Source organism: Bradyrhizobium sp. USDA 327, assembly GCF_041262065.1.
Taxonomy (GTDB): Bacteria; Pseudomonadota; Alphaproteobacteria; order Rhizobiales; family Xanthobacteraceae; genus Bradyrhizobium; species Bradyrhizobium liaoningense.
In genome coordinates this window covers 1,212,066-1,238,878 of the sequence record NZ_JBGCCW010000001.1, presented here as the reverse complement: position 1 = coordinate 1,238,878, position 26,813 = coordinate 1,212,066, and the positions used below count along the sequence as shown (strand labels likewise).

Below are 26,813 nucleotides of genomic sequence, written 5' to 3'. Positions count from 1 at the left end.
CTGCTTCTCTCGACCCTGTTCGCTGCGCCTCTTCTTAACGAGATCCGGCGGCGGGAACGCGAAAGCTTGATTCAGCGCAAAGGCCTGGAACGGGGGCCTGATAGTAAAGGGCGAAACTGACAGGGAATGCTCGGATGACGCTAAAACATTGGTGCGTGGTTCTCGCGATTTCGGCGGGTGCGGTCACATCCGCGATCGCTCAGTCCGACTTTCCACCGTCCGCGAGCGCGAAACAAGAGGTGCCTCGTCTCGTCGAGGTCATGGGCATGGCGCAGCTCGAGCATCTCAAGCTGTGGTATGCAGGCAAGGCGAAAAACTGGGACCTGGCCGCGTATGAGCTCAGGCAGCTGACGAATAGCCTGGCCGAAGCAGCCGTCTTCTATCCGGCGGTGCCCATCAGCAACGTGACCACGATGAGGGAGCCGCTGGTCTCGCTCGCCGACGCGATCGCGGCGGGAGATGATCGCAAGTTCACCGCTTCCATGCGCGCGCTGACCGACGGCTGCAATGCATGCCACACCGCGATGGGCCGCGGCTTCGTGACCATCGCCGTTCCGACCGGCGGGCAGCCACCTGCCAACCAGATATTTTCGCCGTCGGCGAACAGCCGGAAGAAATGATGCGCTGAAGCAGCGCGTCGCTCAGAACATCAGCACGAGGAGGTGAGATGCCGGCAGCCAGCTTTGCGCTCAGTCGCGCCCACAGCAGGAATATCGAGCGGTATCACCGCTTGCTGAAGACGCATCTCACCGACGTCGAGCGCAACTACATCGAGTGGCGCCTGTCGCATGAGCAGGCCGCCCTCGCCGCTATCGATCGGCCGCATCAGGATGGTGCTCACGCAGACGCAGGTCGTGCGGTGTCCGTCTATTAGGAATCCTGTACGCGCATCGATTCGACCAAAGTTCATCCCACTCTCGGCTCCGTACGTCTCATTGTGGTGCTGCGGCACGGCGCATCGGAATCTGCCGCTCACAGCCTGTGTCACCCGAAGCCGAGTTGAGCTGCGTCAACCCGGGGATCGAATAGCCTCTTACGCTCGCCTGGCCCAGATGTCAGTGACCGGCGAGCCCTCCCAATGATCGCGCAATCCATTCCGGCGGAGGCGTTGGCTGCCGAATTCTGGCAGACGCCAAAGGACGAGCTCTGCCGCGCGCTCGGCTCAGGTCCGGAAGGCCTGACACAAACCGAAGCGAAACGAAGGCTGGCAATCTTCGGAGCAAACCGCGCTGACGCCTCCCAAAGCCGGTCAGCCCTGCGCAAGCTCGGCCAACGCCTCTGGAATCCCTTGATTGCGATGCTGCTGGCAGCCGCACTCGTATCCGGGCTGAGCGGCGACATCGGCAGTTTTGCCATCATCGCGACCGTGCTGTCCCTATCCATCACGCTCGATATCGTTCAGGAGCATCGCGCCGAGCGGACGGCCGAAGCGCTGCGGGAATCCGTCGCCATTCAGGCCAACGTCGTCAGGGGCGGCAGCGACATGACCGTTTCGGTGACGGCTCTCGTCCCCGGAGACGTTGTGAAGCTCCGCATCGGCGATCTGATACCGGCCGATGGCATCGTCCTCGATGCCCAGGAACTACATGTCAATGAAGCCCTGATGACGGGCGAGCCGTTTCCGGCCTTCAAGACGGACGCTCCTTGCGCGGCGGCACTGCCTGCGGACGCCACGAACGCCCTGTTCGCGGGAACCAGCACCGTGGGCGGAAGCGGCAGGATGCTGGTCGTAAGGACCGGAGGCCGGACGCGCTTCGGCGCGATCGCCTCGGCAATGGCCGCCGACGCACCGCCGACGGCTCTCGAGGAGGGCGTCCGAAGGCTCGGAGTGCTGATCCTTCGGCTGACACTCTTTCTCACGCTCTTTGTGCTGATGACTCATCTCGTCGCGCATCGTCCCGCAATGGAGTCCTTCCTCTTCGCCGTCGCACTCGCCGTCGGCCTGACTCCCGAGCTGCTGCCCATGGTGATGACGGTAACCCTCGCCCGTGGCGCGCTGCGCATGGCGAAGCGAAAAGTCATCGTCAAGCGACTGTCCGCCATTCACGACCTGGGCGCGATGGACACGCTTTGCGTCGACAAGACCGGAACGTTGACGGAAGCCAGGATCACGCTGGAGGCGCATATCGATCCGCAGGATCGGTCCAGCGATCGCGTCCTGAGCTTCGCGCACCTGAACAGCACGTTCCAGGCCGGTGTCCGAAGTCCTCTCGACGACGCGATCCTGTCAGCGAGCCGCGATGGCACGGACGGCTGGGTCCGGCTTTCGGAAGTCCCGTTCGACTTCGAGCGGAGGTGCTTGTCCGTTCTCGTCGCACGGCAGGACGAGCACATGCTGATCGCAAAGGGGGCTCCGGAATCCATCCTGGCCCGCTGCGCTGCCGTGGAGATCGATGGCCTGGCCCATCCGCTCGACGCCGCATGGCAACAGAAAATGGCAGACATCCAGGCTCGATATGCCCGCGACGGCTTCCGGCTTCTTGCCGTCGCCATCAGGTCCATTCCGGCCGGGCAACGGACGATTGCCGTCGGTGACGAGACCAATCTGACCATGCTCGGCTTCTGTGTCTTCGCCGATCCGCCGAAGCAGGATGCGGCCTCGGCGATTGAAGCGCTCACCTCGCTCGGCGTGACGATAAAGATCCTCTCGGGTGACCATGACGCCGTGGTCTCCCATGTCGCGCGAGCGGTCGGTCTCCCGTCGGGACGCGTCATGACCGGAGCCGAAATCTCCGAGCTCACCGATGCCGCGCTCGTCGCCCGGGTCGATGACGTCGATCTGTTTGCCCGGATCGACCCCGATCAGAAGCGGCGGATCATTGCCGCACTCCGGCGCCGCAATCACGTCGTCGGTTTCATGGGAGACGGCGTCAATGATGCGCCGGCGATCCACGCAGCACATGCCGGCATATCCGTCACGGGCGCGACCGAGGTCGCCCGCGCAGCCGCCGACATGATCCTGGTGACTCCCGACCTGTCAGTGCTTGCGGCCGGCGTGCGCGAGGGCCGCAGAACCTTTGCCAACATCCTGAAATATGTCCGAATGGGAACGAGCTCGAATTTCGGCAACATGCTTTCGATGGCCTTGGCGTCGATCGTTCTTCCATTTCTGCCGTTGCTGCCGCTGCAGATCCTGCTGAACAATCTGATCTACGATCTCTCCGAAATCGGCATCCCGTTCGACGAGGTCGACCGCGAAGACGTGGCCCAGCCCGAAACTTGGAACATGGCCGGCATCCTGCGCTTCTCCATCGTCATGGGAATGGCGTCCTCCCTGTTCGATGCGATCACCTTCGTCGTTCTCCTCGAGGTGTTCGAGGCGGATGCAGCACTGTTTCGAACCGGGTGGTTCGTGGAATCGATACTCACCCAGATCCTGGTCATCTTCGTCATCCGGTCTCGCCGCATGCCCTGGCGCGCGAACCGCCCCCACAACATCCTGATCGCGACGTCTGTCGGCGCCCTTCTCGCCGGACTGGCGCTTGCGCTTGGTCCGTGGCGCGGGCTGTTCGGCTTTACCGGGCTTTCCGGAGGAATACTTGCGGCGATAATTGCCATCGCAGCGGCCTATCTGATCTCGGCGAACGCCGCCAAGCGCCTGGCAATCTCAGAGCCTTGACATTCGAGTCGGTCGATCTGGGTCGATGCCATGCGTGAAGGCGCTGGCGCGCCGCGCGGCCTGCATCCAGCTGGAAGCAGAGCATCCCTACTTTGGCGGCTGAAGACCCCGAGAGTTGACCCATTCGTCGAGGTGAGCTGCGACATCGGCCTGACGAACCTTCGCGAGCAGGTCGGCCCGCTCGCGGCCAGGCTTCAGCCTGGCGGCCTGCTTACGGAGCTGTTCGGCCCACGCCGAAACGCGGTCCTGAAACGATACGGTTTGCTTGGTCTGCTGCCGCTTCATGGTGCTTCACCCCTCCCAGGCACCTTCCGTTCAGCACCTGTTGGGCGAGGGACACGAGCACTCCGACCCGGCGCTTTGATTTAAGCTAGAAGCCGATCGGCCTGCGGCTTTGCGCCAAATCAATGAGGGGGGCGAATTTTCGCGATGTGGGGCGATCAGGGCGTCAGGGAGAGAGCCGCGCTACATCCCAGTACCGGTGTCAGGTGGCGTTTGAATAAATCCGTTCGCGGTGAACTTCCCGGCCGTTCTCGTCGATGACGACGATCTGGAGCGCGGGGTGACCTTTCGGTTTCTCTTTGCGTACCTTGTCGGCGAGGTTCTTGCTGTGTGCGATGGCTGCGCCATCACTCACAAGCTCCAATCCTGACTTGTCGCGGACGGGCACGCCGTCCTTGATATCGAAATAGTAGGTGGGCATCGGCTCATTCCCGCGGTCCCACACAGCTTGGCTGAAATAATCATCAGAAAAAAAGAGCCGCCGAGATACGGTGGGATGGACCTCGGCGGCGACTTGGGGGCGTAACCGTGGGGTCGTGTTACGCAAAATAAATACTAACGGGCCCGCGAAGCCCGAGCTTGATCGGGATCAAGCCCGATCTGCCGCGACTTCTGTTTCGCGACTTGGATCGCCGTTCAGAAGATCACGGATATTCTGGTTTACCGCTCTCGTTCCTGCTACTATAATACCGCGGCGGCCTACCCACCCAAAGGCGGTCATCTTTCGTCGCCTGCCCTTGCGGTGGTAATATAGGGCTACGGGGAGTGCGCCATGCATCGCTACATCGCACGGGCGAATGTCGACCATTACATCGCGCTGTTGAGCGGCGCCGACCTCATGCCTGACCGCCGAAGCGCGATCACCAAGATGCTGATCTCCGAAGCGGACGAGCTCGGCCATGATCTGGAGCAACTCGAGTTCTTCGAAAATCGAGCGGCAGCCGGACGCAAGCGCGTGGAGACCGTCGCGCATCTGCGCGACGGTTTTGCTTTCGGAACACCAGATCGGCGACAAGCAGAGGAGCTGCTGGTGAACATCGAGAATCTTCAAACTCTCCTGGAAGATGCGTGTCATCGCCTGCGCCGGAAGATCAACTCGCGCGGCCTTTGATCGCGTCGGCAGGCTTGATGCGCGCTCCTGCAGAGCGAGCCGCAGCCGTTGATGCGTGCCGCGATCACGCGGCGACCGGCTTGCTCTCCTCGCTGCGCTGGCCCCGCAGCGGCGCGAACTGCTCGGACGTCACCGTTTCGTTCGCGATCAACAGCTCCACACCGGCGTCCAGGTCACCACGCCGGCGCTGGAGGATATCCCGGGCGCGGCGGTCTCCCTCCTCGATCAGGTTGCGGACGGCCAGATCGATCTCGCGGCCCGTTGCCTCGGCAGCCCCGACGATCTTGTCCTGGGCCGCCCCGAGAAACGCTTGCGGCTTCGGCGCATAGGTGCGTTGCCCCACCGTCTCGTCCATGCCGTACTTGGTCACCATTTCGATCGCGACTTCGGTCGCACGCTGAAGATCGTCGGCGGCGCCGGTGGAGATCGCACCGTCGAAAATCAGGCGCTCCGATGCGCGTCCCCCCATCAGCACCGCGATGCGGTTCTTGAGCTCCTCGATCGTCAGCAGGAACCTGTCCTCGGTCGGACGCTGGATGGTGTATCCCAACGCGCCGATCCCGCGCGGAATGATCGAGACCTTCTGCACCGGGTCGACGCCGGGCAGGCTGGCCGCGACGAGGGCATGGCCCATCTCGTGATAGGCAACCCTGCGCCGTTCGTCCTTGCTGAGCACCCTGCTCTTCTTCTCGATGCCGGCCACGATCCGCTCGATCGCCGTGACGAAATCGTCGAACGTGACCTCCTCACCGCTTCGTCTGGTCGCGGCGATCGCGGCTTCGTTGATGAGATTTGCGAGATCGGCGCCGGTAAATCCGGTCGTGAGTCCCGCCACCTTGTCGAGGTCGACGTCGTTGCCCATGCGGATCTTGCGGACATGGACCTTGAGAATGGCGACGCGCCCGTTCTTGTCCGGCCGGTCAACCAGAACCTGGCGGTCGAACCGGCCTGCCCTTAGCAGCGCGGGATCCAGGATCTCGGGGCGATTGGTGGCTGCGAGCAAGATGACGCCGGCGCTCGGGTCGAAGCCGTCAAGCTCGGACAGCAGCTGGTTGAGGGTTTGCTCCTTCTCGTCGTAACCACCGAACGAGAGTGGCCCGCGGCTGCGTCCCAATGCGTCGAGCTCGTCGACGAAGATGATGCACGGTGCCGCCTTTCGGGCCTGCTCGAACAGATCCCGGACGCGCGCTGCGCCGACGCCGACGAACATCTCCACGAATTCCGAGCCCGAGATCGAGAAGAACGGAACACCGGCCTCTCCCGCCACGGCGCGGGCCAGCAGCGTCTTTCCCGTTCCCGGTGGTCCGACCAGCAATATTCCCTTCGGCACGTGCGCTCCCAAGCGGCCATAGCTCTTGGGGTCCTTGAGGAATGAAACGACTTCCTGGAGCTCGAACTTCGCCTCGTCCACTCCGGCGACGTCCGCGAAGGTGACCTTGATGTCCTTTTCGACATAGACCTTTGCGCGGGACTTGCCGATCGCCATCAGCCCGCCCAGGCCCTGGCCGCCTCCCATGCGGCGGCCGATCCAGAACCAGATCACGAAGAAGGCAATGACGGGGAAGATCCAGGACAGCAAGTTCTGCAGCAGACCGCCACTGGGAACGCCGGTCACACTCGTGCCTTTTGCCGCGAGCTTTTCGGCCAAAGCCATATCGACCCGCGCCGTGATGAATGCGGACTTTCCACTCGGAAGCGGTTCTTTCAATTTCCCCTGAATCATATCCGAGCCGACGGACACCTCGGCGATCTTGTCCTGCGCCAGCAGCTGCTCGAATTGGCTGTAGGGAATGGTTTCGATTGAACTGTACGTCGCGAGCCCGAACTGCAGCATGACGAGCAGCAGGCCGCCTGCCAAAACAGCGGCCATGACCATGGTCTGATTCCGTGAACCTTGATCGGACTCCACTCTGCTTCTCCCATCACCGTCGGCTGCACTGTAAATGGTAATGGAGAACGGCGACCTCTGCTTGATTCAGGTCAACACCGCGGTCCCACACGACCGGGCCGATGAACTCGACAGGACTGACAGCACATGACGCTTGCGCTGGATTCCCAGCGTTCAATGCTGCGCAATCCGGCCGTCGATCACCTCGATGATGCGGTCGCAGCGGCGCGCGAGGTCCAGATTGTGGGTGACGAGCAGGAAGCTGGTGCCGCTCTCCCGATTGACCCGTCGCATCAGTTCGAAGACGGCATCGGCCGACTTCGAATCGAGATTTCCGGTCGGCTCGTCCGCCAGCACGAGATCCGGATTCATCGCGAGCGCCCTGGCCACGGCCACCCGCTGCTGCTGGCCGCCCGACATGTTGTTGGCGAGATTGTTTCCGAATCTCTCGAGACCGACCTCGGCAAGGAGGCGATCGGCCCGGGCCGCGATCTCGGCACTCGGAAATCCGCGGTCCGCGAGCATCGGCATCATGATGTTTTCGCGCGCGGTGAAGGCAGAGATCAGCAAATGATGCTGAAACACGAAGCCGATGGTGTGGCCTCTGAGATGCGTGAGCTCGTTGTCGCCCAGCAACCCGGTGTCGCGTCCCTTGATGAGGAGCCGGCCGGACGTCGGCCGATCGAGCAGACCGACGATGTTGAGCAGCGTGCTCTTGCCGGAGCCGGACGGACCCATCAAGGCCAGGAACTCGCCATGAGCGAGCTCGAGATCGATGTCGTGCAATACCTCGACCTCCGTTGGCAGGCCCACATTGTAGGCCTTGCAGACGCGCTCGAGCCTCAGGATCTCGTCAGCCACGGATCGCTACCACCGGATCGAGTTTCGCGGCGCGCACCGCCGGCGCCGTCGCAGCCAACAGGCCGGTGACCGTGGCGAGCACCGCCGTATAGATGAAGAGGTTTCGCTCCAGGATCAACGGAAAGAACTCGCTTCCATCCGCCTGGCGGGCAACAGCGTGCCAATAGATCAGCGCAAGGGCGCCCATCGTCGCGCCGAACAGCGAGCCAATAAAGCCGAGCAGACCACCCTGGAGCAGGAACACCCGCAGGATCTGGCCGCGCGAGGTGCCCATCGCCCTGAGGATGCCGATCTCCTTGGAGCGCTGGATCACCGAGACGATGAGCACCGCGGCAATGCCAAAGGCCACAGACAGGCCCACGAACACACGGATCAAGGTGTTCGTGTAGATCTGCGCCTGGACGGCGGTGTAGAACTGCGCGTTGGTGGCTATCCAGCTATCGGCCTCGACGGCCGTCGCGGCCTGGATCCGCTTGGCGATGGTTTCTGCCGCATAGATGTCCTTGATCGTCATGTCGATGGTGGTGACGCCGCCGATCATGCCGAGCAGAGACTGTCCGGTCCGCAGTGCGATGAAGGCCACCCGCTGATTGGCGGCCTTGTTGCCGAAATCGACCAGGCCGGAGATCGTCAGCACCCGGTTGGCAGAGCTTGCCGCCTGGAGGTTCAGCTTGTCACCCACGGTGGCGCCGAGATTCTTGGCGAGCTCGGTGCCGATGATGATGTCCTCGCTGGTCAGCCGCGCGCTGCCGGCGACGATGTAGTCCGGCACCTTGACGATGTTGAAATAGGTGTCCGGCTCGATTCCGGTCAGCGTCACCGCCCGGCTGGCGTCGCCGCGGATGGCCAGCGCGGATCCGGTGATGGTGGGTGAGACCGCGGTGACTTCGGGCATCGCCAGCATCTGGGCTCGGATCTTCGGCCACTGGTCGATCGAGATCACCCGCTGGCTCGGCCGCTGCACCACCGCGTCCTCGATCTCGCCGGCGGCATTGCGCAAAGGGCGCGCGACCTGGTCCGGCGTGAGGAGCTGGATCTGTGGCTGCGACGTCAGCACGCGCTTGATGAAATTCGCCTCCATGCCCGCGAGCATCGCCGACATGAAGACAATAACGCCAACGCCGATCGAAATGCCGCCGATGATGAAGGCGGTCTGCAATCTCCCCTCACGCAGGAAGCGCACGGCAGCGATCCACTCGAATGGAAGCCAGCGATTCATGGCCGGACGGGCCGCACGCGCTGCCCGGTCACCACGCCGGAGCTTTGCGGAATCGCGACATCACCGGCTTCGAGCCCCTCGACGATCTCGATGTTGCTGTTGCCGCGCAGGCCGAGCTTCACCGGACGCTTGACCGCACGACCGCCCTCCACGGTCAGGACCCAGGGCTGTCCGGAGAGGACGTCATGGACCGAGCGGACGGGAAGCACCTTCGCATTGTCTTTCGCGGCAACCTCGATGTCGACCGAGACGGTCATGTCCTGGCGCAGATCGTCGGATGGCTCCACCACCGTCAGCTTCACCTGGACGGTCGCGCGGGAAATGTCGATGCCCGGATTGATGTAGGAGACCTTGGCGGCGAAACGCCGGTCCGGGTAGGCATCCGCGGAGGCCAGTGCGCTCTGTCCGAGCGCGAGCTTGCCGAGATTGCGCTCGTCGATCTGCAAGACCAGCTGCAAGTCACCTGACGGCGCCAGCACCAAGAGCGCCTTCCCCGCCTGCACCACGGTGCCTCGCTCGACGTTCCGGGTGATGAGAACGCCGTCGCGAGGAGCCACGATCGTCGCATAGCCCAGGCGGGATTCCGCCGTGTCCAGATTGGCTCGTGCCTGGTTGAGCTGCGTCTGCGCCATGACATAGTCGCTGCCGCCCGGGCTTGCGGTATAGACCTGGAACTCCGCCGCACGCTTCACGGCGCGCGCGACATCGAGCGTCTTCTGCGCGTCATCCAAGGCTGCCTTGGTCGCGTAGCCATTGTGTTCGAGCTGCGCCGTGCGGTTATAGGTCTGCTGGGCGTTCAGAAGCGTCGCTTGCGCTTGTGTCAGAGCCTCCTTCGCGGAGGGCAGCGTCAGCTCTTCGAGCTGCCTGATCCGGGCTTCGGCCTGGGCTACCGCCCCCTGCGCCTGGATCACGCTCGCTTTGAGTTCCCGCGCCTCCAGCGAGATCAGCGGCTGGCCCTTGGTGACCTTCTGGCCTTCATGCACCAGCACGTCCGCGACCGTGCCGGTGATCTGGCTACCGATCTCGACGCGGTACGGTGTCTCGACATGCCCGCTCGCCACCACGGTCTCGATCAATCGCCCGCGCGCGACCTGGTCGACCACGACGGCAGGTCCGAACAGGATGCGGACGCCCTGCCAGGCACCAAGGGCGAGCAGAACAAGGATCGCGAGCACGAACCATTTGTGGGCGAGGACTCCCGACCACGCCGACGCGGCGGAGAGCCCGCTCATATGCTCCTGCTTGGGAACAGATAGTGTTTGCTCGACCATGACTCTGCGCTGCTGCGAATTCCGCCGAACTGAATACCGCACCGCCCCAGCTTCAGATTGCGCCAAGTCAACGCCCTGCCGGCAAAATGCGCGCGGTCCCGAAACATTGTCGCGTTTGCATCGATCGACGCCTGTCGAAAGCTCCGCCGCCTGGGAGCTTCGTTGACGAAGATCAATTCGGTCGCAGCTCACTCGTCCAAACTGGCCCGCCAAAATCGCATTGGCAGCGGCAGCAAAGCAGAGGACATGAAAAATGGCGCACAAGCAGGTCCTGTTTCACTCGGCGGCTCGTGAAAAAGTCTTGCGCGGCGCGTCCCTTCTCGCCGATGCCGTGCGCGTCACGCTCGGGCCGAAGTCGAAATCCGTCCTGATCCAGAAGTCGTGGGGCGCACCCATCGTGTGCAACGATGGGGTCACCATTGCCAAGGAATTCGATCTCAAGGACGCGGAAGAGAACCTGGGCGCCCAGGTGCTGCGGCAGGCCGCCGAGAAAACCGGCGATGTCGTCGGCGACGGCACCAGCACGTCGACCATCCTGGCCCATGCCATCCTTGCGGACGGCGTCCGGAACGTCGTCGCCGGCGCGAGCGCGATCGACCTCAAACGCGGCCTCGATCGCGGGACGCAGGCCGCCATCGCCGCCCTGCACGCCATGGCGAAGCCGGTGAAGACCAGGGCGGAAAAGGTCCAGGTCGCCACGATCTCGGCGCACAACGACCTCTCCATCGGTGAGCTGGTGGCGGATGCGATCGAGAAGGTCGGCGGTGACGGCGTGATCTCGGTGGAGGAGTCCAAGACCACCGAGACGCTGCTGGAAGTCGTGGAAGGCATGAAGTTCGATCGCGGCTTCCTGTCGCCCTACTTCGTCACGGATGCCGACCGCATGGAAGCCGTATTGCAGGATCCCTACGTGCTGCTCTGTGATCACAAGATCGGGGCCCTGCGCGATCTGGTTCCCCTGCTCGAGCAGGTCGCCAAGAGCGGCCGGTCGCTTCTGATCATCGCCGAGGACATCGAGGGCGAAGCGCTGGCGACCCTCATCGTCAATCAGCTTCGCGGCGTGCTCAAGGCCTGCGCAGTCAAGGCGCCCGGATTCGGCGACCGGCGCAAGGCCATGCTGGAAGATATTGCCATCCTTACCGGCGCGCAGGTGATCTCGGAGGAGATCGGGCTCAAACTGGAAAATGCCACCCTCCAGCAACTCGGTCGCGCCGCACGGGTGGTCGCCGACAAGGAGAACACCACCCTGATCGGGAGTGGCGGCGATCGCGCCCGTATCGACGCACGGCTCGCTCAGATCCGCGTCGAGATCGAGAAGACGACCAGCGACTACGACCGCGAGAAGCTCGAAGAGCGCCTCGCCAAGCTGTCGGGCGGCGTCGCCGTCATCCGGGTGGGAGCACCGACCGAGGCCGAGATGAAGGCCAAGAAGGAAGCGCTCGACGATGCGATCAGCTCGACCAAAGCTGCGGTGGCCGAGGGCATCGTGCCGGGCGGCGGGCTTGCCCTGCTTCGCACGATCGCGGCGGTGGCCAAGGAGGAGAGCACCTGCGAGGGCGACGAAAGAACGGGCGTGCAGATCCTGAAGCGCGCGCTCGAAGCTCCCGCGCGCCAGATCGCCGAAAATTCCGCAACCGATGGCGGCGTCGTCGTTGCCCGGATGCTGGCCAGCGAGGGCAATTCCGGCTTCGATGCCGCCCGGAAGGTCTATGTCGACCTCGTAGAAGCCGGCATCGTCGATCCGGTGAAGGTCGTACGGACCGCACTCGAAAATGCGGTGTCCGTCGCAAGCGTGCTTCTTCTCACGGAGGCGACGATGACGGAGATCCCGGAGCCGAAGCGCGAGCGGCTGCCCGAGTCCGACATGGCGATGTAGCAGCCGCAGGCCCTGCAGCGAACGCAGCGGCATCAGCCGTCGGCGCAAGGGGGGCGAAGATTCCGCACAGGATGCAACGATGCCCTATCGCTCGAACAAGGACCTTCCCCCTGGCGTACGGCACCACCTGCCACCTCATGCCCTGGACATCTACCGGGAGGCGTTCAACCACGCCTTCGCCTCGCATGCCGGGGACCTCCGGCAGGAAGAGATCGCTCACCGCACGGCCTGGGCTGCCGTGAAGCGCTCTTACGTGAAACTTGGCGACCAATGGTTGCCAAGGAGACCGGCTTCATAAACCCCACATGTTCTCGACTGCCCCTGCAGCCGAGAAATGTCTCTGGACCTGCCCCATTTTGCTCGACACAGGAATGCGGAACGACGAGTTCCATACCCGCACGGGACATGATCGTCCTGTGCCTGCCGACGCATCCAATTTCGCGCGCGCAGCTCCCGAGTTTGAGCGAAATCAACCAGCGCACGATGGCCGAGACTATCCTTGGTAGCGACCGGAATGGTCAAGCTCGAAGGAGAACATGATCATGGCGACCGAAACCAAACTTCCTGTCACCAAGACGTCCACCGCGCCTGCAGCCGCCGGCGAGGCATGGCAGCCGTTCCAGGCGCTGAGAAACGAAATCGACCAGATCTTCGACGATTTCGGTAGCGGCTTCTGGAAACGGCCGTTCCGCTCGCTCGCACGGCTGGAGCGCGACCTGTCCAAGAACTTCAATGCGCCGGCCGTCGACGTCGCCGAAAGCGACAAGGCCTACGAGATCACGGCTGAGCTTCCCGGCCTCGACGAGAAGAACATCGACGTCAAGCTCGTCAACGGGGGTCTCACCATCAGAGGCGAGAAGAAGGAAGAGACCGAAGAGAAGAAGAAGGACTACTACGTTTCCGAGCGCCGTTACGGCTCGTTCGAGCGCTACTTCGCGCTCCCGGACGATGTCAATGCCGACAAGATCGAGGCGACGTTCAAGAACGGCGTGCTCAAGGTCGTCCTTCCCAAGACCGAAGAAGCCCAGAAGCCGGCCAAGACCATCAGTGTGAAGGCCGCCTGACGGCCCCCGACGCGAGGCTGCGACAGCCGCAGCCTCGCCTCACCCAGGAAACTCGCCAGCGAACTCGAGGACACACCATGCGCGCGCATCATATCATGACGAAGGACCTCGTTGCCGTAACGCCGCACACGACGATCGAGGAGGCGGCCAAGATCATGCTCCGAATGCACATCAGCGGACTGCCCGTCATCGACGATGCTGGCAATCTCGTCGGCGTGGTCTCGGAAAGCGACTTCCTCCGCCGCAGCGAGATCGGCACCGGCCGCAGGCACGCCGCCTGGCTGAAGTTCTTCATGGGACCAGGACGCGCTGCCGCCGAGTTCGTTCACGAGCGCGGCCGCAAGGTCGAGGACGTCATGACGAAGCAGGTCGTCTCGGTGCAGGAAGACACAGATCTGGCCGAACTGGTCGACCTGATGGAGAAGAACGACATCAAGCGCGTTCCCGTGATGCGGGGCAAGACGCCCGTCGGGATCGTCACGAGGACGAACCTGCTGCAAGCCGTGGCGAGCCTTCTGCACGAAATTCCCGACCCGACCGCCGATGACGAGCACATTCGCGAGCGCATCACGCGCGCGGTCAACGGCACCGACTGGCGTCCGATCGGCTTTGAGGTGAATGTCCGCAAGGGCGTCGTGCATCTGCACGGCCTCGTCACCACCGACGAGGCCCGTCAGGCCGCGATCGTCGCCGCCGAGAGCACCGCCGGCGTCAAGAAAGTTCACGACCATCTCTGCTTCGTCGACACTTACACCGGCTTGTATGTGGAATCGCCCGAAGACATGAAGGCCGCTGGCTGAACTCCCTACGGATCGAGGCCGCCATGCTCGGATGGTTCGTTCGGATTCTCTTCGCCATAGCAGCGCCGATCACGGCGCTGTTCGTGGCGCGTGACGCGCTGAACTTCGGCTTGATCCAGACCATCGTGACCATGTTGCTCGTGACTGCCCTGGTCGGGCTGATTGCCGCCTGTACCGGGCGGGACCGACAGGCACCGCGCTAAAGCATGATCCGGAAAAGTGCGCAGCGGTTTTCCGAAAAGATCATGCTTAAACAACAATCCAAAGCGCGATGACGATTCAGCCTAAACGCATCGCGCTTTAGCTGCCGACGCGACACGGTGGCCGCCCCCTGAAGTCGCCGCCCTACCGGCTCGCCCGCTCCTGCCGAACCGATGCGCGAGGCCCCCGATGGCGTTTGCCGGCACAGCAAAGGTAAGGCGGTGAGCCGGTATTCCAGGAGTGCAAGTGTTGCGCGCTCTTCCGTACGGCTACGGACATCACCTTAGGTGAAGCCCCCAAATTTCGGCCGGACGATTTATCCGATAGTAAGGGTTCGTCAGGACGCACCGGCAAGGGGCCTGCAAATGAACCACTCGATTTACACTGCAGACAGGGCAACGCATCTGAAAGTGGTCGTCGCCGGATTGCTTGCCGGCATCGCCGTCGCAGCGACCACGCTGACCGTACACTTGGCCCAACCTGAATTGAGCTTGCAGAAGGCGAAGACGCTGGCCGTCTACCAGGCACGTCCAATGCATGCACTGACCGAAATGGCCCAACGCTAGTTGAGATCGGCTGTTGGAGGATATTCAGATGACGAACGAAGCAATCAAGGCGCTAATGCTATTCGCGATGTATGGCATCCTCGAGCTCGCGCTCTATTTTTCGTCGACCGCCAGACCTGCCAAGCAATCGGTTCGTTCGAAACCCGGCCAGACTGCGAATCCCGATTTCACCCGTCCCGTGGCGGAGGACTAGGTCGATCCGCGCGGTCGCCCGTCGGGAGACCGCGGCCTGGGACGATGGTCACAATGGTTCGTCATCGAGGGTGGATGGTTCTGCCTGCAGCGAGACGAAGTCACCGCCGCCGTAATCGTCCTCCGGATCGGGACTGACCGATTGAAGGCACAGGCGGTCATCGACGCCGCGCACGCCTGAGGCGTTCTCGCAAGCCACGATAGCCGCGCGCCGGGCGTTGTCGCCCTTGACGACGCCGCGCAGCGTCACCACCCCGTCCCTGACGCTCACGTTCAAGCCGAAGGGCTGCCAGGGCATCCCGGCCATCGCCGCAAGGACCGAACGGCGGATCTGACTGTCGTCTTCCGAATAGCCGGGTGCGCCAGTCAGCGGACCGGCAACTGCGGACAGGAAGTCGGACCGGGTGATGATGCCGACAATGCGATCATCGCGCATGACCGGAACGTGATTCAGGTTTCGACGCTCCATCAGGTCGGCAATCTCCTCGAGGGGAGTCTCCTCCCTGGTCGTCGCCGGATCACGCGTCATCACCTGCTCGACCTTGCGCCCGTGCTCCTTGACGAATTCGCGCGCCATCCGGTCTGTTCCGAGCAGGACGGTCAGCAGCCGGTTGCGCGTGTGCTCCGTTTCGAGCTCGGCCCGCCTGAGGAAGTCGCTTTCGCAAATGATGCCAACGAGCTTTCCCGCCGCATCCGTGACCGGCAGTCCACTGATGTGGTGACCAAGCATGACCCTGATGGCATCGGCGATCGAAGCCTCGGGCCGGATAGTCATCACCCGTCGGGACATGATCTGGTGCGCGCGCATGTCTTCAACTCCAGAGAGAACTCACAGGTAGTCGCCGCCCCTGACGGGGTCTTGATCGAAATCAACCGCCCGGCCGCGATCGAGTGCCATGCTGCGGTCAAATCTGGACATTGGGGCATGCGCCTGCAAGCATTGTTCATGGCCGCGATCCTTGCGACGGTCGCGGCGCCGAGCGCCGGAGCGCCGGCCGCAACGACGTCGGTCGACGTCTCTGCAGCGCTCTCCGATCTCATGACCCGGCTTCAGCTCCAGCATGCCAAGCTCTGGTTTGCGGGGAAGCTCAGCAACTGGGGCCTGGCGAGCTACGAAATCCAACGAATCGAGGCCAATCTCGAAGCGACGGGCAAGCTCTTGCCCGATCCAATGCGGATCGCTCCTGCAAAGGATCAGCTGCAAGCCGCACGCGAGGCGATCCAACAGAAAAACGTGCCTGCCTTCACCAAGGCTTATTCGGCCCTCACGAACGAATGCAACAGCTGCCATCGGGCCAGCGGCTACGCCTCGATCACAATCCAGGTACCGGTGCGCCCGCCTGTCACCAACCAATTGTTCGTCGATCAGGTCACCGAAGGCCGGGCGCTGGCCCACGCCTCCTGCGGAACCTGCCATATCGTCGAGAATGCCGCCAGGGAATCGCCCGCGTCGCGCCCCCCGGCGCCGAGCCTCATGGAGATCGTCAATCGCCCCTCGTTCTCCACCGATGACATCAGGCAGTTCCTGGCATCAGGCCACCGCAGGCTCGGACCTGACCAGGCCATGCCGAACCCGCGGCTCGCGGAGTACCAGATCGAGGAGATCGTGGCGTACCTCGAAACCTTGAGAGCCGGCCCGCCGCGCTAGCCCCCGCTCCACTCGCCCGTCGCTTGCCCGGCGGTTGATCTCGGTCAAGCGGTGATCGGCAAAGAGCAGCATTGTGGACCTAACACAATCTGAACTGCGCCATCGCAAGGCAGGCACATGACAATGACAGACGGAGCCGCTCCCTCACCTCAGTCGCGCGTGCCGGCTGCCAATTCATTTCTGTGGGGCGTCTCGACCTCGAGCTTCCAGATCGAGGGCGCCTCCCACGTGGATGGGCGCGGCGACAGCATATGGGACAGCTATTGCCGGCAGAAAGGCCGCATCAAGAATGGCGATACCGGCGATATCGCCTGCGATCATTATCACCGCTACCGTGAAGACATCGGCACGATGCGCGATATCGGCGTCGGCGCTTACCGATTCTCGATCTCGTGGCCGCGCATCCTGCCTCGCGGTCGCGGGGCTGCGAACGAGGCGGGCCTCGATTTCTACGACAGGCTCGTCGATGCACTTCTGACTGCCGGCATAGAACCCTGGGTCTGTCTCTATCACTGGGATCTGCCGCAGGCGCTGCAGGATCTTGGCGGCTGGCAGAACCGGGACATCGCAGGATGGTTCGCCGACTATGCCGCGCTGGCGGCCCAACGCTTCGGCGACCGGGTCAAGCGGTTCGCCACCTTCAACGAGCCATGCGTATTCACGTTGTTCGGATACGGTCTCGGCTGGAACGCGCCCGGCATTGCCGACAGGGGCGCTTTGCACCGAGCCATTCACCACGTCAACCTGAGTCACGGCCGTGCCATCGACGTGCTCCGGCAATCGGTGACGGATGCATCGCTCGGTGCCATTCACAACCGCCAGCCCTGTTATCCCGCCACCACGCGGGAGGAGGACGTTGCGGCGACGCAGCGCCTTGCGCCGTACTGGAATGACGCATTCCCGTATCCGCAGCACTTTGCCTACTATCCTCCGGAGCTTGCCGAGGCCATCGAGCCTTACGTCAAGCCCGGTGACATGGCGCAGATCGCACGGCCGGTCGACTGGTTCGGGCTCAACCACTATTCGCCGCACTACATCAAGGCCGACAGCAATCCGATCGGCGCTGGCTTCGGTGCACCGCCTGATGGCGTACGCCGCACCACAATCGGCTGGCCCATCATTCCCGACGCGTTCCGCGATACGTTGCTGGACATCCATCGGCGCTTCCGGCTGCCGATCTACGTGCTGGAGAACGGAACCGCCGCGGACGACAAGCCGGACGATAGCGGCCGTGTTCAGGACACCGCACGAATTGCCTATCTCGACGCCTATACGACGGCAATGCAGGAAGCGATCCGGGCCGGAGCCAACGTCAAGGGCTATTTCGTGTGGTCGCTGCTCGACAATTTCGAGTGGGCATCGGGCTATTCGCAACGCTTCGGTCTCGTGCATGTGGATTTTGCCACGCAGAAGCGAACCCCGAAGGCGTCGGCGCACTGGTATTCCGATCTCATTCGGTCGTCGCGACGGTCGCAGGTTGCCGCAGGCCGTGCGGGGCTCGACAACGTGACGGCAACGCCCGGCGCGATGGCCGCCTCCACGGTCTCCAGCTGAGCCGATGAGCGCGATCCTCACGATCACGCCCAATCCGGCGGTCGACGTGTCGACATCGGTGGACAGGATCGTTCCTGTCGCCAAGCTGCGCGGCATCGGGCAGCGCCGCGATCCCGGCGGCGGTGGCATCAACGTTGCGCGCGTGGTCAAGCGCCTCGGCGGCAATGCCACCGCGCTCTATCCGGTGGGCGGACTGACGGGAGACCTGCTGCGTCAATTGCTGGACAAGGAGGGCGTCGAAAGCCTGACCTTTCCGATCGCCGGCGAGACCCGGCAAGACTTCTTCGTCCGCGAGATCGGCACGGGCCAGCCCTATCGCTTCATCCTGCCAGGGCCGCCTCTTGCCGAGGACGAATGGCAGAGATGCCTTGCCCTGCTGTCGGCGCTGCAGCCGTTTCCCGGCTTCGTGGTTGCCAGCGGAAGCCTGCCGGCAGGGGTGCCCGACGACTTCTATGCAAGGGTCGCGAGGATCGTCAAACAGCGCGGCGCCAAGATGATCCTTGATACCTCGGGTCAGGCCCTCGTTGCCGCGGTGGCGGAAGGGGTCGAGCTGGTCAAGCCGAACCTGCGGGAGATGCGCGAGCTGGTCGGCCAGGAGCCGTCTGATTCCGCCGAATGGGAAGCTGCTGCCGGAACGCTGGTGCGCAGCGGCAAAGCGGCGATGGTCGCCCTCACGATGGGACATCTCGGCGCCGCGCTGGTGACGAGCGACCGCGTGTGGCGCGCCAAACCTCTCGCGATCGTGCCCGTCGGCGCCGTCGGCGCGGGCGACAGTTTTCTCGGCGCGCTGGTCTACGGGCTGGCATCTGGAGCGAGCCTCGAACACTGCTTTCGACAGGCGGTCGCCGCCGGCGCCGCCGCCCTGCTCAATCCCGGCACAGAACTCTGCCGGCCCGACGACATCAAGCGTCTCGCCGAGCAGGTCATTCTCTCTACGGCAATTTGACCGAGCCGGTCGGAAGCGCCGGGGACTCTGCCTGCTGCGGCGGCATGTCCCGGTTGAGGCGGTCGAGCGACAGCAGGAGACTGCCGACCCGTTCCAGCGACGACATCCAATCGGCAATACGCCCATAATTGTCGACAATCCAGTTGAACGAGGCCTGCACCAGCGTGAAGGCCGCGGCGGCTTGTGTGAGCTCGCCCAGTGTCATGGCCCCGGAGAGAAATTTCGGCGCGCACAGCACCAGCCCGATGATCGGTGCCAGAAGCGAGTTGCCGTGCGACACGATCGTCGTCCGCATCAATTGCCAGCACAGGCGGCGCCACTGGTCCATGGTGGTTCTGAGAGTGCTCCGAAGGTCACGGCAGACTTCCGGCCGTTGTTCTTGCGGCGCGATACCCTCCCCGATATCGCGGAGCTGGTGTGCCGCCGTGATCAACTCCGCCTCCGCCTGGTTCTTGATCTGAACCAGCCGGGTCAGCGGCGCCCCGACCGTCATCATCGCAGTGGTCACGATGCCGGAATAGAGCGCCACACCCAGGACAAGGTAGCCCGGAATCCGGACGGAATGACTTCCCACGGGGATCGCGATGTCGCCACCGACCGTCCAGAGGACCTGAATGAAAATGACCGCGCTGAGCAACGCGGACACCAGTCCGAGCGCCAAGTCGATCGGCGCGTCCGTCGCGATCCTGACATCCTCGGCGATCCGGTATTCGGGAATCTGCTGCTCGCTCTGCACAGCCGCGAGGCGGGCGTAACGGTCATCCTCCACCCAATAGTCGATCACTTTGCCGGTCAGCCATTCCCGCCATTGTCTCTGCACGGTCATGCGGCCCCAGACCGACGTCACGGCGAGCGTGATGCTCCCGATGCACAAGGGGACGAGCAGGAACGCCTGCCCTCTCAGCCGCGCAGGATCGCGGCTCTCCAGCGCATCGAAGAAGTCGCGGTTCCAGTAGTTGAAGCGAAATTGCACGTAGAGCTGGAGGACGACGACCATCACCAACAGCCCGCATAGCAGCCATACGCGCCAGGCCGATGCTCCCCGCCAGAAGCCGGAGGCGCTCTGCCAAAATCGCGACTTCGCCCGCGAAGAGCCGTTCTGGTCTGGTTCGATCATCATCAATGTTCACAGCTAAAGCCGGCATGTGCTGCGCACTTGATCTTGCGCAAACCGACGGCGCGGAGATGCGCGAAAGTCGTCGCCATTCAGACCCATTCTGCAGCGCGGGAGAATGCGCGATGGACGCATCGAGCTACATTCGCTGGTTCAGGGACATACGTCTTGCCGACGTGCCGCTGGTCGGAGGCAAGACCGCATCCCTGGGCGAATTGTATTCGGCGCTGACGCCGGAGGGCGTCAAGGTCCCGAACGGTTTTGCGCTGACCGCGGCCGCGTATCGGGACGCCCTGACCGAGGCGGGCGCATGGGACAAGCTCGGCCGGCTCCTCGCCGGGCTGGACAAGCGGCGGATCGCCGATCTTGCCCGCCGCGCCGCCGCCGCGCGCGCGATCGTCTACGCGGCGACCGACCGGGAGGATCTGCGCCATCAGGTCAGACAGGCGTATCGGCAGCTGGAGCAGGAGTACGGACGCAACGTCGCGGTCGCAGTCCGCAGCTCGGCCACGGCCGAGGACCTTCCGACCGCAAGCTTTGCCGGTCAGCACGACAGCTTTCTCAACATCCGGGGCGCAGACGGGCTGATAGAGGCCTGCCGCCGCTGCTTTGCTTCACTGTTCACGGATCGTGCGATCTCCTATCGGATCGACAATGGTTTCGATCACTTCAAGGTCGCGCTGTCGGTTGCCGTGATGAAGATGGTCCGCTCGGATATCGCGGCAAGCGGCGTCACCTTCACGCTCGATACCGAGACCGGGTTTCGCGACGTCGTATTCGTGACCGGCGTCTACGGACTCGGTGAAAATATCGTGCAGGGCGTCGTCGATCCCGATGAATTCTACGTTCACAAGCCGACCTTCAACGCCGGCTTCCGCGCGGTTCTGTCGCGCCGCCTGGGATCCAAGGCAAAGCGGATGGTCTACGGCCGCGGACACAATGCAACAAGGAACGTTGCAACGCCGGCGGGCGAGCGCCAGCAATTCTGCATCAATGACAACGAGGTCCTGACGCTGGCCGAATGCGCGATGCTCGTCGAGAAGCATTACTCGCAAAAGTCCGGCAAGCCGACCCCGATGGACGTGGAATGGGCCAAGGACGGCAAGGACGGTTCGCTCTACATCATCCAGGCCCGGCCCGAGACGGTCGCCTCCCGGCGGAAGCCAGAGGCGCTCGAGAGCTATGTCCTGAAATCACCCGGGACGGCGCTGGCCGAAGGCCGCGCCGTCGGGGAAAAGATCGCGGCAGGGCGCATCCGGCTGATCAGGAACGAGCGGGATCTCCAGAAATTCCGCCCCGGCGAGGTGCTTGTCGCGACGGCTACGCGTCCGGACTGGGAGCCCGTCATGAAGCTCGCCGCCGCGATCGTGACCGATCATGGCGGCCGGACCTGCCATGCCGCCATCATCGCACGCGAGCTCGGCGTGCCCGCGGTGGTCGGAACAGGCGGTTTCAGCAAGAGAGCCAAGACGGGCGCGGCCGTGACGGTGTCCTGCGCGGAAGGTGACATCGGTCACGTCTTCGAGGGGACCCTGCCATACGAGGTCGAACGGACCGCCATCGAAAGCGTGCAGAAGCCGCGCACCGAAATCATGGTGAACCTCGGCAATCCCGAGGTCGCGTTCAAGACCGCATCCCTGCCGAGCGATGGCGTTGGCCTTGCGCGTATGGAATTCATCATCAACCAGCATATCGGAATCCATCCGATGGCGCTCGCCTGCCCCGACAAGGTGACCTCAGTGCGGGACCGGCGGAAGATCAAGCTGCTGACCGCACGCCACAAGCAGCCGTCCGAGTTCTTCGTGGAGCGGCTTTCGGAGGGCGTCGGCACCATCGCGGCCGCGTTCTATCCCCGGCCGGTGATCGTGCGCCTCTCCGATTTCAAGACCAATGAATATGCGAACCTTCTCGGCGGCGCCGATTTCGAACCTCGCGAGGAGAACCCGATGCTCGGCTTTCGGGGCGCCGCACGCTACGCGCACCCCGCCTATGCGCAAGGATTTGCGCTGGAATGCGCTGCGATGAAGCGGGTGCGCGAGGCGATGGGCCTTACCAATCTCAAGATCATGATTCCGTTCTGCCGGCGTGTCGAGGAAGCGCGCAAGGTCATTGCAGCCATGGCAACTCATGGCCTCAAGCGAGGCGAGGGCGGCCTGGAAATATTCATGATGTGCGAGATCCCGAACAACGTTATCCTGATCGACCAGTTCGCGCAGTTGTTCGACGGCTTCTCCATCGGCTCCAATGATCTCACCCAGCTGACGCTCGGCGTCGACCGGGACTCCGAGATCGTCGCCTTCGACTTCGACGAGCGCGATCCCGGCATGCTGCAAATGCTGTCGATGGCCGTGCTTGGCGCCAAGCGCAACCGACGCCACGTCGGCATCTGTGGCGAGGCTCCCGCCAACTATCCGGAGATCGCGCAGTATCTGGCTGAGCTCGGGATCGACTCGATCAGCGTGAATCCGTCGAGCGTATTGCGGACCATCGAGATCGTCCGTGCCGCGGAGCGCGACAGCGGGGAAGGCCGGCGGGCTGCGGGTTAAGCGCGATGAGATCAGGACGAGACGTCACCGCGCCTTGGGTTACTGTTTGAGCATGATCTCCGCGCAAACCCGTTCCGCGTTTGTCGCGCGGGAAAACCGTCGCGCGCTTCTCGGGATCATGCTTCAGGGGCGCTTGTCCCTGCGATGTACGCCAAGCGCCTGACGCACCTCGTCGTCCTCGAGGGCATCCCTGATCGCGCGGTCGGCCGGCCTTGTCTCCAGGACCGGTGCGTCGACCGGCGCGGCGCGATCAGGTCCGGGCACTTCCGCCTTTCGCTTCGCCACGCTCTTCTTCGCCGCTCGACCATCCTTGTCCATTTGCACACTCTCCTGTGACGTGGACGTCAGTGCGACATCAACAGGCAGACCGGAGCGTGCTCCAGAAGGCTCTGCGTCATGCCGCCGAAAACCCACTCGCCCAACCGGCTGTGCCCATACCCTCCGGTCACGATGAGGTCGGCGCCGACATCGGCGGCCAGCCGAACGAGGTAGCCCGCGTCAGGCTCCGCCGTATGCACGCGCACCTCGTGCTGGCAGCTCACGCCGTGACGCTGAAGATATCTGGTCACGTCCCGCACCCGGTCTCGCGCCGCATCCTGTTCGGCCGACGTGCAGATTTCGGCGACCGTGACCTGCGAAGCTCGGGTCAGGAACGGCAGCGCATCCCGAACGGCCAGGCGCGACTCCCGGGCATCCTTCCAGCCGACCACGATCCGATCGCCCGTCAATCGGGTGACGCCGTCCGGCACCGAGAGGATCGGACGGCCCAGCCGCAACATGGCTCCCGCCGCATCGAGGTGACGGGAGTAGTTCGGCTTCAGCCGACTGCGCCTCACCACGACGAGGTCCGCCGCCCTGGACTGCTCGACCAGGAACTCGGTCGGAAGACCGATCGTCCAGCGCCATTCCACCTTTTCACTCGGCAGGCGAACGATGCGCCTGAACCACGCCTCCTTGTCCGACAGCGTTGCGCGTATGCGCTTGAGATCCTCCTCGGTGGTCTGTTCGATGATCACGCCTTCGGCGACGAACGGAGGCTCTATTGCGACGGCCGAGACGCCGAGCAAGGCGGCCTCAAAGCCGCTCGCGACCGCCTCGGCGACGGCAATCTGCCCTTCGTCCTGCTGCTCGGAATCGACGTAGACCATGACGCTGGCAAGAGACATGTCATTGCTCCATTACTCGAATGATACCCTTATCTCGCGGTTTCCCGATGATCCCGTTGACGCAAATCAAGCGGTCCGGCGCTCCTTGATCCCGATCAATCCGGTTGGCCCGAAACGCGGCAAGATGTCAGGAACCAACACGGAGGCCTGCCATGCAAGCACACGACGTGATGATCGCCCCGGTGGTGACCGTCGGCGCAAATGCAACCGTCCGCGAAGTCGCCAAGATCCTGCTCGAGCGCCGCATCAGCGCAGTGCCGGTCGTCGATGCCGACAACAAAATCCTCGGGATCGTGACCGAAGGCGACCTGATGCATCGAACCGAATCCGGCACCGAGCGGCACTATGCCTGGTGGCTTCGCCTCCTGACCGGCGACGCGCAGATGGCGACTGACTACGTCAAGTCGCATGCGGTCAAGGTCGAGGATATCATGACCCGCGAGGTCGTGACTGCCACCCCCGAAACGCCGTTGAGCGACATCGCCATGCTGCTCGAGGAGCGTCAGATCAAGCGTGTGCCGATCGTCAACAAGCAGGATCAGCTCGTCGGGATCGTCAGCCGGGCCAATCTGCTGCAGGCGATCGCGAGCGCCCGGCCGAAGCTGGAGATTTCACTTTCCGATTCGACCATCAGGAAGAGATTCCTTGAAGAAATCAAGAAGCAGCCTTGGGCGCATACGTTCAACCTGAACGCAACCGTCCAGAACGGCATCATCGACATCTGGGGCTTCGCGCCATCTGCGGCCGAACGCACAGCCATCCGCGTCGCGGCCGAGGCGATCCCGGGCGTCGTGCTGGTGAATGACCACCTGCTCGAAACTCCGGCTTTCGTTTACTGACGCAGATCGGATCGCGTGCTCCGGCTCCGAGGCGACCTTGATGGCGATCAAGAGGCGCGCACCCGCCACAGCGTTGCGGCAAGCAGGAGATAGGCGGCGCAAGTCCACATCGCCTGCCAGTTTGCCGGCCCTTCGTTGAACCCTACATAGACCGCCGCTCCGACAAACACGCCCGCAAACAACGTCTCCGCCACAGGACGGCTTCCCTTCCCGGGCGGATTGAGCAGCGTCACGGCCGCGAGAGGTAACGCCGCCATGGTGAGAGCCGCAAAAGGAAAGTCGATAAAGCGCGGGTCGAACACAAGCCCGAGCGCAGTGGCCGTACCGATTACGGCCGTTCCGATCAGGGCCAACCCGTGCATGGTCACGAGCATCGACTCCGTCCGGTAGCCTTTGGGGCCGAGCAATTCCTGGCAACTGGGCAGTGGGCGCCCCGATATCAGGGCGTTGGCACCGAGCACCGGCGAAACCGTGGCGGCCACCAGCAGAGAGCTCCACAGGAGCCAGCCACCCATTCCGATACTTTCAAAGAACACCTTCTGGGCGGCCACGCCAAACAGGATTCCGGCTGTCGTCGCCGATATTGCGACCCCAAACCATGAAGCCAGGCCAGCGCGCCCGGGCTTACGACGCGAGGTCAACCACGCCGCGCCGAAGACCAGCGTCGCCAGCGCAATTCCACTGCACATCTGCAGCTTCCAGAGCGGATAGTTGCTGACGGGGATGCCGGCAGGATATTTGAGCACGCGTTCTTCGCCTCCGAACAGGCCCCATGATCCGCCGACCGTGCCCTCGATCTCCCGCTTCCAGGATTCGTCATAGGCCTCGAACAGGTTGACGCGAAAATGCTCGCGTCGGGCAAGGTCGAGGACCTCCGAGACCACCCGGGCCTGATTGACAGGGGACGGCAACGCCGATTCCCGCATCCGTCCCTGGCTCGGCCAACCTATTTCTCCGATCAGGATTTCCTTGCCCGGAAAAGCCGCCGCGATCTGTCGGCGTATTGCGTCGGCGTGCGTGGCAGCGGATTCCGCCGGGATTGGCACGTTCTCCCAATATGGCAGGATATGAATCGTGACGAAATCGACGACGTCATAGAGCTCACGATTGCTCAGCCAGAATTCCCAGACGTCGGCATAGGTCACGGGGACACTGACCTGCGCCTTCACCGAGCGGATCGTGTCGGCGAGATCGGATACAGTTATGTCCTTGCGCAGCAGCGTCTCGTTTCCGACCACGAGCGCGATCACGGTCTCGGGATATTCCCTGGCGAGGCGTATCGCCGTCGAAATCTGCGTTCGGTTCTTCTGCTTGTCCTTGTCGAGGAAAATGCCCTGGATGACCTTCAGCCCCGCTCTGGCCGCAAGTTCGGGGATCTGGTCGAGACCAAGATCGTTCGCATAGGTACGGATGCAGTCGGTTATCTCCGCCAGCTGGGCAAGATCCTCCGCGATCTGCTCACGCGATACCTGCGTCGCAGGCGAAAGTGACGTCTGATGGTTGCGGAATGGAGCGTATGAGATGCACTGGACCTTGTCGTTCGGATCGATGGGTGCGCGCACCAGATGGACTGGAGTCCCCAACCACCACCACACGACGGCGATGGCGCCCAGCGATATCAGGAAGAGCGCGAGCGAAACGCGGACAGCATCCCGGGGTCTTCCGGCAGGCGCGACGTGACTGGCTTCCTCGCTTGGCGAGAGCAACAGCCTGGAGAACCAGCTTGCTTTCCGAGGATAGACCAACTGATCACACGTGAGGTGCCGCTTTTCACCTGCCGCGATGTCGCGGACGCGCCACATTGCTTCAAGTGCGCGCCTGCGATCGCGACTGCATGAGAAGCAAGGGGATCATGCAATTGAACTTGTTCGACGGTCGCTCCCGAAGGAATTATAGGATCGCTCGCGTTTCCACAAGCCGGTTGATTCAGGCCAGTTCCGGTGCGGCGAACGCACGGCGCGTAATAGTCGCCCCCTGAACTGGCGCAGATCACCCGTCGGACGACCGATCGAAACAAGACATGACGATTGCCGGGCTGCGATGCGCGCCC

Annotated in this window: 28 protein-coding genes; 17 read left to right on the top strand and 11 right to left on the bottom strand. The window is 63.3% G+C overall.

All coding sequences use genetic code 11. The annotated features are described in order from the left end of the window. Positions 1-266 precede the first annotated feature (266 nt). The 3 genes from ABIA42_RS05660 to mgtA all read left to right on the top strand — a co-directional run bounded on the left by ABIA42_RS05660 (position 267) and on the right by mgtA (position 3,619). Entirely contained in the window at positions 267-620 is a 354-nt protein-coding gene (locus ABIA42_RS05660; protein WP_370115011.1) for a hypothetical protein, read from the top strand. A 47-nt stretch (positions 621-667) separates the two neighbouring features. After that, a complete protein-coding gene (locus ABIA42_RS05655; protein WP_271530100.1) occupies positions 668-874 on the top strand; it encodes a hypothetical protein in 207 nt (68 codons plus the stop codon). A 204-nt stretch (positions 875-1,078) separates the two neighbouring features. Further along, complete coding sequence (gene mgtA, locus ABIA42_RS05650; RefSeq protein ID WP_370115013.1) at positions 1,079-3,619, top strand: magnesium-translocating P-type ATPase; 2,541 nt, start codon at positions 1,079-1,081, stop codon at positions 3,617-3,619. A gap of 87 nt (positions 3,620-3,706) precedes the next feature. Here the strand turns inward: mgtA and ABIA42_RS05645 are convergent, their stop codons facing one another. Beyond that, entirely contained in the window at positions 3,707-3,904 is a 198-nt protein-coding gene (locus ABIA42_RS05645; RefSeq protein ID WP_271530102.1) for a hypothetical protein, read from the bottom strand. A gap of 199 nt (positions 3,905-4,103) precedes the next feature. Beyond that, a complete protein-coding gene (locus tag ABIA42_RS05640) occupies positions 4,104-4,322 on the bottom strand; it encodes a hypothetical protein (RefSeq protein ID WP_271530103.1) in 219 nt (72 codons plus the stop codon). 399 nt (positions 4,323-4,721) lie between these two features. Here ABIA42_RS05640 and ABIA42_RS05635 point away from each other — a divergent pair, with 399 nt between their 5' ends. Then, positions 4,722-5,012: a hypothetical protein gene (locus tag ABIA42_RS05635; protein WP_271530104.1), complete on the top strand. Its 291-nt coding sequence runs from the start codon at positions 4,722-4,724 to the stop codon at positions 5,010-5,012. 64 nt (positions 5,013-5,076) lie between these two features. Here the strand turns inward: ABIA42_RS05635 and ftsH are convergent, their stop codons facing one another. From ftsH to ABIA42_RS05615, 4 genes are all read right to left on the bottom strand, one after another. After that, a complete protein-coding gene (gene ftsH / locus ABIA42_RS05630; RefSeq protein WP_370115017.1) occupies positions 5,077-6,921 on the bottom strand; it encodes an ATP-dependent zinc metalloprotease FtsH in 1,845 nt (614 codons plus the stop codon). A gap of 153 nt (positions 6,922-7,074) precedes the next feature. Continuing rightward, positions 7,075-7,761, bottom strand: a complete 687-nt coding sequence (locus tag ABIA42_RS05625) for an ABC transporter ATP-binding protein (RefSeq protein ID WP_271530106.1) — start codon at positions 7,759-7,761, stop codon at positions 7,075-7,077. Continuing rightward, complete coding sequence (locus ABIA42_RS05620; protein ID WP_370115019.1) at positions 7,754-8,980, bottom strand: ABC transporter permease; 1,227 nt, start codon at positions 8,978-8,980, stop codon at positions 7,754-7,756. Before ABIA42_RS05620 ends, ABIA42_RS05625 begins: the two co-directional genes overlap by 8 nt. Beyond that, positions 8,977-10,212 (bottom strand): efflux RND transporter periplasmic adaptor subunit, encoded by a 1,236-nt coding sequence (locus ABIA42_RS05615; RefSeq protein ID WP_370115021.1) that lies wholly within the window; start codon positions 10,210-10,212, stop codon positions 8,977-8,979. The genes ABIA42_RS05620 and ABIA42_RS05615 overlap by 4 nt, the downstream gene beginning before the upstream one ends. 201 nt (positions 10,213-10,413) lie before the next feature. On the opposite strand from ABIA42_RS05615, the gene ABIA42_RS05610 reads away from it, so the two are divergent. The 8 genes from ABIA42_RS05610 (at position 10,414) to ABIA42_RS05575 (ending at position 14,951) form a co-directional block, all read left to right on the top strand. Further along, on the top strand, positions 10,414-10,545 hold the full coding sequence (locus ABIA42_RS05610; protein ID WP_370115023.1) for a hypothetical protein: 132 nt from the start codon (positions 10,414-10,416) through the stop codon (positions 10,543-10,545). Then, positions 10,505-12,127 carry a chaperonin GroEL gene (gene groL / locus ABIA42_RS05605; protein WP_370115025.1) on the top strand — a complete coding sequence of 541 codons (1,623 nt, stop codon included), beginning with the start codon at positions 10,505-10,507 and terminating at the stop codon, positions 12,125-12,127. Before ABIA42_RS05610 ends, groL begins: the two co-directional genes overlap by 41 nt. Positions 12,128-12,206: 79 nt before the next feature. Then, entirely contained in the window at positions 12,207-12,425 is a 219-nt protein-coding gene (locus ABIA42_RS05600) for a ChaB family protein (RefSeq protein WP_271530110.1), read from the top strand. A gap of 244 nt (positions 12,426-12,669) precedes the next feature. Then, positions 12,670-13,191: an Hsp20/alpha crystallin family protein gene (locus ABIA42_RS05595; protein ID WP_028177080.1), complete on the top strand. Its 522-nt coding sequence runs from the start codon at positions 12,670-12,672 to the stop codon at positions 13,189-13,191. Positions 13,192-13,268: 77 nt separating this feature from the next. Next, complete coding sequence (locus ABIA42_RS05590; protein WP_271530111.1) at positions 13,269-13,991, top strand: CBS domain-containing protein; 723 nt, start codon at positions 13,269-13,271, stop codon at positions 13,989-13,991. A gap of 23 nt (positions 13,992-14,014) precedes the next feature. Further along, positions 14,015-14,194 (top strand): hypothetical protein, encoded by a 180-nt coding sequence (locus ABIA42_RS05585; RefSeq protein WP_035717310.1) that lies wholly within the window; start codon positions 14,015-14,017, stop codon positions 14,192-14,194. A gap of 363 nt (positions 14,195-14,557) precedes the next feature. After that, positions 14,558-14,758 carry a hypothetical protein gene (locus ABIA42_RS05580; protein WP_271530112.1) on the top strand — a complete coding sequence of 67 codons (201 nt, stop codon included), beginning with the start codon at positions 14,558-14,560 and terminating at the stop codon, positions 14,756-14,758. A 28-nt stretch (positions 14,759-14,786) separates the two neighbouring features. Continuing rightward, complete coding sequence (locus tag ABIA42_RS05575) at positions 14,787-14,951, top strand: hypothetical protein (RefSeq protein WP_271530113.1); 165 nt, start codon at positions 14,787-14,789, stop codon at positions 14,949-14,951. Between the two features lie 48 nt (positions 14,952-14,999). On the opposite strand, the gene ABIA42_RS05570 is transcribed toward ABIA42_RS05575, so the two are convergent. Beyond that, positions 15,000-15,758 carry a CBS domain-containing protein gene (locus ABIA42_RS05570; protein WP_271530114.1) on the bottom strand — a complete coding sequence of 253 codons (759 nt, stop codon included), beginning with the start codon at positions 15,756-15,758 and terminating at the stop codon, positions 15,000-15,002. A gap of 117 nt (positions 15,759-15,875) precedes the next feature. Between ABIA42_RS05570 and ABIA42_RS05565 the strand changes: the two genes are divergently transcribed. From ABIA42_RS05565 to ABIA42_RS05555, 3 genes are all read left to right on the top strand, one after another. Then, positions 15,876-16,598 (top strand): c-type cytochrome, encoded by a 723-nt coding sequence (locus ABIA42_RS05565; RefSeq protein ID WP_370115029.1) that lies wholly within the window; start codon positions 15,876-15,878, stop codon positions 16,596-16,598. A 123-nt stretch (positions 16,599-16,721) separates the two neighbouring features. After that, positions 16,722-18,152 (top strand): GH1 family beta-glucosidase, encoded by a 1,431-nt coding sequence (locus ABIA42_RS05560; protein ID WP_370115031.1) that lies wholly within the window; start codon positions 16,722-16,724, stop codon positions 18,150-18,152. Positions 18,153-18,156: 4 nt separating this feature from the next. After that, positions 18,157-19,098, top strand: coding sequence for a 1-phosphofructokinase family hexose kinase (locus tag ABIA42_RS05555; protein WP_271530117.1), 942 nt, complete (start codon positions 18,157-18,159; stop codon positions 19,096-19,098). On the opposite strand, the gene ABIA42_RS05550 is transcribed toward ABIA42_RS05555, so the two are convergent. Next, a complete protein-coding gene (locus tag ABIA42_RS05550; protein ID WP_370123638.1) occupies positions 19,085-20,215 on the bottom strand; it encodes an SbmA/BacA-like family transporter in 1,131 nt (376 codons plus the stop codon). The two genes, ABIA42_RS05555 and ABIA42_RS05550, sit on opposite strands and share 14 nt — an antisense overlap. Positions 20,216-20,337: 122 nt before the next feature. Between ABIA42_RS05550 and ppsA the strand changes: the two genes are divergently transcribed. Then, entirely contained in the window at positions 20,338-22,758 is a 2,421-nt protein-coding gene (gene ppsA, locus ABIA42_RS05545) for a phosphoenolpyruvate synthase (protein WP_370115033.1), read from the top strand. Between the two features lie 123 nt (positions 22,759-22,881). Here the strand turns inward: ppsA and ABIA42_RS05540 are convergent, their stop codons facing one another. Further along, positions 22,882-23,076: a hypothetical protein gene (locus tag ABIA42_RS05540; RefSeq protein WP_370115035.1), complete on the bottom strand. Its 195-nt coding sequence runs from the start codon at positions 23,074-23,076 to the stop codon at positions 22,882-22,884. 26 nt (positions 23,077-23,102) lie between these two features. Then, positions 23,103-23,924 (bottom strand): universal stress protein, encoded by an 822-nt coding sequence (locus tag ABIA42_RS05535; RefSeq protein WP_370115037.1) that lies wholly within the window; start codon positions 23,922-23,924, stop codon positions 23,103-23,105. 152 nt (positions 23,925-24,076) lie between these two features. Here ABIA42_RS05535 and ABIA42_RS05530 point away from each other — a divergent pair, with 152 nt between their 5' ends. Next, a complete protein-coding gene (locus ABIA42_RS05530; RefSeq protein WP_370115039.1) occupies positions 24,077-24,763 on the top strand; it encodes a CBS domain-containing protein in 687 nt (228 codons plus the stop codon). Between the two features lie 47 nt (positions 24,764-24,810). Here ABIA42_RS05530 and ABIA42_RS05525 read toward each other — a convergent pair whose 3' ends face one another. Next, the gene (locus tag ABIA42_RS05525; RefSeq protein WP_370157122.1) at positions 24,811-26,565 is read right to left on the bottom strand and encodes a beta-(1-6) glucans synthase; all 1,755 of its coding nucleotides are present in this window, start codon (positions 26,563-26,565) and stop codon (positions 24,811-24,813) included. Between the last annotated feature and the right edge of the window lie 248 nt (positions 26,566-26,813).